This is a genomic window from Rhodococcus sp. 14C212, assembly GCF_011058195.1.
Taxonomy (GTDB): domain Bacteria; phylum Actinomycetota; class Actinomycetes; order Mycobacteriales; family Mycobacteriaceae; genus Rhodococcus; species Rhodococcus aetherivorans.
This window is the reverse complement of the sequence record NZ_JAALEH010000024.1, coordinates 64,645-71,201: the sequence shown is the minus strand read 5'-3', so window position 1 is coordinate 71,201 and position 6,557 is coordinate 64,645. Positions and strand designations below refer to the sequence as shown.

Below are 6,557 nucleotides of genomic sequence, written 5' to 3'. Positions count from 1 at the left end.
TCGGATTCAAGACGGCTTCGTTGGAGACACACGCGGCTCAAGCCGGCATGACATGGGCTTCCTATCCGGCGCTCCGCCGTGCTGAGCGGAAGAATCCATGATCTTCGAACACGTGATCACGCCGGTATTCGGTCGGCTTGTACGGCGGTACCTTCACCTACTGCTCTCTGCCGCGCAAGGACGCCCAGCCCCGAGGCATGGACAGCGAATCGGGGACGGTCGAATCCGCTCCGACGTCGGAGGCGGCGCAGGGCCCCGAGTCTGGACCAGAATGCTGAATCAAGATTACAGCTCCCACACCTGGTCCGAGTCGTCGAGCGCGGCCCGGATCTGGCTGAGGTCCCCGAGATCGGCCAGTGGGGAGGTGCGGGCGACGTCGACGATGCCGCGCAGGACCGCGTTGACGGCGTCGGCGTTCTCCTGCTCGAGAGCCTGGTCGAGTCGGGTGAACAGGCCGTCGAAGGTGGCACGCCGGTCCGCGAACGCGTGCTCGAAGTAGTCCTTGAGGATGGACTCGGCTGCCTTGATCCGCGCGACTTCCGTGTCGGCGTAGGCCTTGAGCCGGGCCCGTTTGGTGGTTTCGAGGGCGTGGAGGCGGAGGCAGTCCTGCGCGGCGGTGACCATCTGGTTCAAGGCGGCGAAACCGTCGACGGCCGACAGTGCCCCCGCGCGGGATCGAGCATTTCCCCGACATGCACGGTCGGTCCGGGCACTTTCTTGGGTTCAGGCATGGGGAGTCTCCTTGGTCATCGGTCGGTGGCGCACGGTCAGGGTCGCGCTGTGCTCGGTCAGCTCGCCGGATTCGTCGACCACCGGGGTCGCGGCGATGTCGCGAACGGCGACGACCAGTGTCAGGGCCTGCTGGAGGCGGGAGGCGTGTGCCTGCGGGTCGAGCGGTTCGGACTCGAGCAGATCGAGCGCCGCGACCGTTTTGCCGGCCACCGATTTCAGCAGCGAACCCAGTTCCTCGACGCGTTCGTCGACGGCGGTCAACAGCGCATCGGTACGGTCCAATTCGGCGATCGCCACCGCAATTGCCGCTCGGTGCTCTGCGGCCTCGGTGAGTCCGCGGTCCGGTCCCGCAACACGAGCACCACCCGGAACTGCCACCACACCAGCTACGCGACGAGCAGGACCAGTTTGCGGTCGTCCACGACCGGGCCGTCCCCCGAAGTCGTACTGCAGCCACCACCCCGGTTCGGTCACCCACGGGCGGTGCACCCGTGTATCGCCGAGTCACCATCGGGTTTTGATCTCTGCCAGCTCGCCCGGGAGTACGGTCGGTGCCGGTATAGCCGAGCGCCTGCAACCGCCGGCGCGAGACGTCGCCGCGGATCTTGCTGGGGACTCGGCCACCCACCCCTCCAGCACGTTGTGCCAGTCGTCGATCAACCGGGCGCGCCGCACTGTCGGCGGCAAACCCACAGCCCGGTCCTCGACGGCCTTCTTGAGGGTGTTGTGCGAGCAGCCGCACAGCTGCGCGGCGGCACGGTACGAGCCGGTCAGATCGTAGGCATTGTGTATGTCCATGAGTTCTCCGTCAGACTTCACAGTGGTCTCTCCCGGGGCGTTAGATTCGACTAGGCATCGCAATCGAAACCGCGGGAGGGCCGCACCCGCTCGCATGGTTCCCGCCGTGCTGCTCGGCGTCGTCGAGACGCTGCTCGTGACGAATCTGTCGGGGCTGCTGCCCGGCGGTGCGCCCGCCGCGACCTGCCATGGCTCGTGGTGATCGTCGGCTACGGCTGCGCCATGACCCCGGTGCGCCTGCAGGACAGGATCGTCGGCGCTCTGCGCGGAACGCAGTGGCGGTCCGCGCCTACCGACGTCGCACCGAGCTTGCAGGTCCCGCCGGCGCGGCCGTCGACCCGGCCGGCGCTCCGACCCGCACAGAAACGAACTGCCCACCCGCCGTGCTCGGCGGATGGGCAGTTCGGATACGAGAACCGATCGGGCCGGCCGTCCTGCGCAGCAAGTCGACGGTGGACCGACTGTCATGGAATGTGCGCAGTCCGGCCGACCCGATCGTGTGTAAGGTACCCCCGCCTCGGTGCTTTCACACCGACGCCCGGAAGTCCGTTCGGTCAGCTCCTGTTCAGCAGCTTGCGCATCGCCTCGGCCGCGCCCCGGACGAGCTTGTCGCGGGGGAACCCGCTGCGCTTGACCGCGGCCTCGTAGTTGCCGCCGGCCACCCACACCGGTCCGTCGGTGAGGTGTTCGAGGCCCTCCCGGGCCACCTCCTCCGGCTCGGCGACGAGCATGCCGGGGATGTCGAAGTTCAGCCCGGCGCGGATCATCGCCGGGGTGCGGGTCACACCGAGGACGAGTTCGACGACATGCACCCCGTGCGGGGCGAGTTCGAGCCACAGGCTCTCGGCGAAGACCCGGCTGAACGCCTTCGACGCCGCGTAGATGCTCTGGTGCTCGGACCCCATGTAGCCCGCGAGCGAGCCGAGCAGCATGATGCCGCCGCGCCCACGCTCCTTCATCTTCGCGCCGAACAGGTGCGAAAGTTCCAGCTGCCGATCGATGTTGAGGGTGATCACGCCACGGAAGCCGTCGAGATCGCCGGAGACGAACTCGTGACCGTAACTGTTGGCGCCGGCGTTGAAGATGAGCAGACCCACCTCGACGTCGGCGGTCGCCTGCCGGAGCTGCTCGACCGCGTCGTCGGCGAGCAGATCGAGCGCGAGGGTGCGCACCTCGACCCCGTTGCCGCGGACCTTCTCGGCGGTCTCCTCGAGCGGGCCGGGCTTGCGGGCGACGAGCACCAGGTTCAGCCCCGCCTTGCTCAGCTCGTCGGCGAACGCGGCACCGACGCCCTCGGAGCCGCCGGCGATGACGGCCCAGGGGCCGTACTGCTTGACGTCGATCACGAAAGTTCCTTTCCGGCTGACTTAGTGGACGATCGGTCCCGGGACCGGGGTGTCGTCGAGGACGGTGAGGCGGCCTTCGGTCGCGGCCCACGTGATCGTCTCGGCGAGTTTCGCGCAACCGCGGCGCGGCGCCCCGGGCCGGGAGTCCTGCCCACCCTGCTCACGCATCTCCGGGCACCGGGACCGCGCCTGCTCGTTCCACTGGACGGAGGTGTGCTCCCAGCTGTTCTTGGCGACGAGAACCCGGGCGCCGCACTCAGTGCACTGCAGGGGTTGCATCGCTGGTCGTCGCCTCCTCGGTTGCCGTCTTGCGAGCGAGGTTCTCCTCGACCTCCTTCATCCACGCCGCCACCGGGCGGGTGGTGTCCATCTCGAACTCGAACCGCTCGGTCATCTCCGGCTTGACGTCCGCAATGTCCACGTAGAACTGCTCGTACCAGCGGCGCAGCTGGTAGACGGGGCCGTCCTCGTCGCACAGCAGCGGATTCTCGATGCGCGTCTTGTTCTTCCAGATCTCGACGTCCTGCTCGAAGCCTCGGGCGATGAAGTCACCGAACTTGCGGGCCGTCTCGTCGGCCGAGTCGCCGAGGGCGTCCGACTTCTTCACGATGATCCCGTACATCAGGACGAACTTGTTCTCGGTGACGGGGTAGTGGCAGTTGAGCAGCACCGAGTCGATGTCGTAGCCCTCGTACTTGTACTGCAGGTCGTCGATCATGAACGACGGACCGAAGTACGCCGCCTCGGAGCGGCTGCCGACGAGCTTCGGCTGGCCGTCGGCGTGCGGCCGCATGTCCTCCCGCGCCTGACCGTGCATGATCTGCGTCGCGACGTGGCCCTCGAAGATGTTCTTGAAGTACGTGGGGAACGAGTAGTGCACGTAGAAGAAGTGCGCCATGTCGACGATGTTGTCGATGATCTCGCGGCAGTTGGTGTCGACCTCGGTGGTGTACCAGACCCAGTCGGTCCACTCGTCGCTCGTCGCGCCCTCGATGCGGGGGATGGTGACGTCGGCGGGCGGCGGGTTGCCCTCGGGATCGTGCCAGACGAACAGCATTCCGTCCTGGTCGAGGGTGTGCCACGCGCGGGTCTTCGCGATCGGCGGAACGCGCCGCGCGTAGGGGATCGACGTGCACCGGCCGTTGCCGCCCCAGCGCCAGTCGTGGAAGGGGCAGGCCACCGAGTCGCCCTTGATCGTGCCCTGGCTGAGGTCGCCGCCCATGTGCCGGCAGTACGCGTCGAGGATCTTCAGGTTGCCGTTGCTGTCGGCGAAGACCACGAGCTTGGTGCCGAAGGCGTGGACCGAATGCGGCTTGCCGTCCTTGAAGGATTCGGACAGGCCCAGGCAGTGCCAGCCCCGGGCGAACCGGGTGGGCGCGGCACCGGCCACGATCTCGCGAACTTCGACGTCGTCGGACTTGCTGGAGCTCACTGTCGTCCGTCCTTTCGGAGGAAATGTCGTATCGGATGGAGCACCTCGGTGCTGTGCGCGGGTGGGCCGGGGGACGGCAGCCGCCTGCGACCTGTGGGATCGACGCTAGGTGAGGCCGGTCACCGGGGGTGCGGCGATCCCACTGTCCGGGACACGTTCCGGCGGGCCGCGGCGACGGCGCCGCACGATGGGGGAGCCCGTACCCGCCCCGGTCACGAAGGAGTGACGCCGATGCCCGACGACGTGCTGACGAAGGTGCGCGAACTGCTGCCGTCCATCGCGGAGCGCGCGCAGACGGTCGACGACTCGCGCCGGGTGCCGGACCAGACCGTGCAGGACCTGGCCGCGGCGGGGGTGTTCCGGATGCTGCAGCCCGCCCGGTACGGCGGTCTCGAGTGCGACCCCGTGCGCTTCTACGAGGTGGTGCGGGAGATCTCGGGGGCCTGCGGGTCGACGGGCTGGGTGACGTCGATCCTCGGGGTCCACTCCTGGCACCTGGGCCTGTTCGACCCGCAGGCCCAGGACGATGTGTGGGGGCAGGATGATTCGACGCTGCTGTCCTCGTCGTACGCGCCGGTCGGCGAACTCGTCCCGGTCGACGGCGGATTCCGGCTGTCGGGCAACTGGCGGTTCTCGTCCGGGTGCGAGCATGCGACCTGGGCGTTGCTCGGGGCACTCGTCGTCGGTGCCGAGGGCCGGCCGGTGGACTTCATGACCGTCCTGGTGCCGCGCAGTGACTACCGGATCCTGGACGTGTGGGACGTCGTGGGCATGCGCGGAACCGCCAGCAACGAGATCTCCGTCGACAAGGCGTTCGTGCCGCACCACCGCACGGTGCGCAACTACGACCTGGCGCAGCTGCGGGCCCCCGGGCACGCGGTGAACCCGGGACCGTTGTTCCGGCTGCCGTTCGCCGCGATCTTCACCACCGCCGTCGCCGCGCCGGTGATCGGAACGGTCGCCGGCTGCTACGAGCAGTATCTGGGCGCGATGCGGAGCCGGGTGCGGTTGAGCCTGGGCGGGGGCCGGTTCGCCGAGGACCAGTTCGCGCAGGTCGCCGTCGCCCGGGCCGCCTCGGAGATCGACGCGGCGATCCTCCAGACGGACCGCAACATCCGGGAGTTGTACGAGCTGGCGGTGGCGGGGCAGCCGCTGCCGACGCGGCTGCGGCTGCGGCTGCGCCGCGACCAGGTGCGGGGCACCGAGCGTGCCGTCGAGGCGATCGATCTGCTGTTCAAGACCTCGGGCGGCAACTCGCTCGGCCGGGGGACCCCCGTCGAGCGGGCGTGGCGTGACGCGCACGCGGGCAGCGTGCACGTTGCCAACGATCCCGAACGCGCCCTCGCGATGTACGGACGGGGCGCATTCGGCCTGCCGGTGGAGGACAACCTGATCTGAGCCGCCACCTGCTGGAACGAGGGGTGCCGGGGATCGCTGTATCCTCCCTCTCGTGCGTCGAGCACGAGCGCGTCCCACTCAGTGGAAGATCTCCGGCGGCTCGGCGCGGATCGCGGGATGCTGGGCGGCGCGGCGTCGCCGCAGAGACGAGACGACGGAGGAGGACCCCGTGCCCAGAGTTGCCGAAGCGCGGGACGCCGCGGAGCCGACGTCCGCCGAGCAACGCGCGCGGTTCGGGCGCATCCTCGACGCCGCGGCGAGCCTGGCGACCGAGAAGGAACTCGAACGGGTGCAGATGCACGAGGTCGCGAAGATGGCCGGCGTCGCCATCGGCACCCTGTACCGGTACTTCCCGTCCAAGACGCACCTGTTCGTGGCGGTCATGGTCGATCAGATCGATCAGATGAGCGAGCGGATGGCCCAGCGCACCAACCCGGACGCCACCCCGCAGGAGGCCGTCTACGAGGCGCTCGTGCGGGCGACGCGGGCGCTGCGGCGACGGCCGTTGCTGGCGACGGCGATGATCCAGTCCACGAGCAACGCCAAGGCCACCTCCATTCCCGACGTCGCGAAGATCGACCACCGCTTCCGCGAGGTGCTCTATCGGGCGGCCGGGCTCGAGTACGTCACCGAACGGGACGCGACGCTGGTGCGGGTCCTCGAACAGGCGTGGTTCGGGATCATCCAGTCCAGTCTCAACGGCCGGATCTCGGTTCCCGACGCGGAGTCCGACCTGCGGGTGGCGTGTGAGCTGCTGCTCGCGGGCCTGTCGAACGCGAGCCCGGCGAACGCGAGCCCGGCACCCTCCGTCTGACCTCCCCGGTCGCGCACCCGTGTCTCGAACCGTGGTG

At 68.8% G+C, this 6,557-nt stretch carries 8 protein-coding genes; 2 read left to right on the top strand and 6 right to left on the bottom strand.

Annotated elements, in window-relative coordinates:
- Positions 1-285: 285 nt before the first annotated feature.
- The 6 genes from G6038_RS13390 to G6038_RS13365 all read right to left on the bottom strand — a co-directional run bounded on the left by G6038_RS13390 (position 286) and on the right by G6038_RS13365 (position 4,308).
- Entirely contained in the window at positions 286-624 is a 339-nt protein-coding gene (locus G6038_RS13390) for a hypothetical protein (protein WP_240918473.1), read from the bottom strand.
- A gap of 99 nt (positions 625-723) precedes the next feature.
- The gene (locus tag G6038_RS13385; protein WP_165038356.1) at positions 724-1,113 is read right to left on the bottom strand and encodes a hypothetical protein; all 390 of its coding nucleotides are present in this window, start codon (positions 1,111-1,113) and stop codon (positions 724-726) included.
- A 123-nt stretch (positions 1,114-1,236) separates the two neighbouring features.
- On the bottom strand, positions 1,237-1,530 hold the full coding sequence (locus G6038_RS13380; protein WP_240918469.1) for a hypothetical protein: 294 nt from the start codon (positions 1,528-1,530) through the stop codon (positions 1,237-1,239).
- Positions 1,531-2,084: 554 nt separating this feature from the next.
- Entirely contained in the window at positions 2,085-2,876 is a 792-nt protein-coding gene (locus G6038_RS13375) for an SDR family NAD(P)-dependent oxidoreductase (RefSeq protein WP_040270134.1), read from the bottom strand.
- A gap of 21 nt (positions 2,877-2,897) precedes the next feature.
- On the bottom strand, positions 2,898-3,155 hold the full coding sequence (locus G6038_RS13370; RefSeq protein WP_040270135.1) for a hypothetical protein: 258 nt from the start codon (positions 3,153-3,155) through the stop codon (positions 2,898-2,900).
- Entirely contained in the window at positions 3,133-4,308 is a 1,176-nt protein-coding gene (locus tag G6038_RS13365; RefSeq protein ID WP_165038355.1) for a 3-ketosteroid-9-alpha-hydroxylase subunit A, read from the bottom strand. Before G6038_RS13365 ends, G6038_RS13370 begins: the two co-directional genes overlap by 23 nt.
- Before the next feature lie 231 nt (positions 4,309-4,539).
- Here G6038_RS13365 and hsaA point away from each other — a divergent pair, with 231 nt between their 5' ends.
- Both hsaA and G6038_RS13355 read left to right on the top strand, forming a co-directional pair.
- Positions 4,540-5,706: a 3-hydroxy-9,10-secoandrosta-1,3,5(10)-triene-9,17-dione monooxygenase oxygenase subunit gene (gene hsaA / locus G6038_RS13360; protein WP_165038354.1), complete on the top strand. Its 1,167-nt coding sequence runs from the start codon at positions 4,540-4,542 to the stop codon at positions 5,704-5,706.
- Between the two features lie 169 nt (positions 5,707-5,875).
- Positions 5,876-6,520: a TetR family transcriptional regulator gene (locus tag G6038_RS13355; protein WP_165038353.1), complete on the top strand. Its 645-nt coding sequence runs from the start codon at positions 5,876-5,878 to the stop codon at positions 6,518-6,520.
- The last annotated feature ends 37 nt before the right edge of the window (positions 6,521-6,557 follow it).

Bases quoted from the DNA above. Each gene is read 5' to 3' on its own strand.
- G6038_RS13380 (WP_240918469.1), bottom strand. From the start codon at position 1,530: ATGGACATACACAATGCCTACGATCTGACCGGCTCGTACCGTGCCGCC.
- G6038_RS13370 (WP_040270135.1), bottom strand. From the start codon at position 3,155: ATGCAACCCCTGCAGTGCACTGAGTGCGGCGCCCGGGTTCTCGTCGCC.
- G6038_RS13390 (WP_240918473.1), bottom strand. From the start codon at position 624: ATGGTCACCGCCGCGCAGGACTGCCTCCGCCTCCACGCCCTCGAAACC.
- hsaA (WP_165038354.1), top strand. From the start codon at position 4,540: ATGCCCGACGACGTGCTGACGAAGGTGCGCGAACTGCTGCCGTCCATC.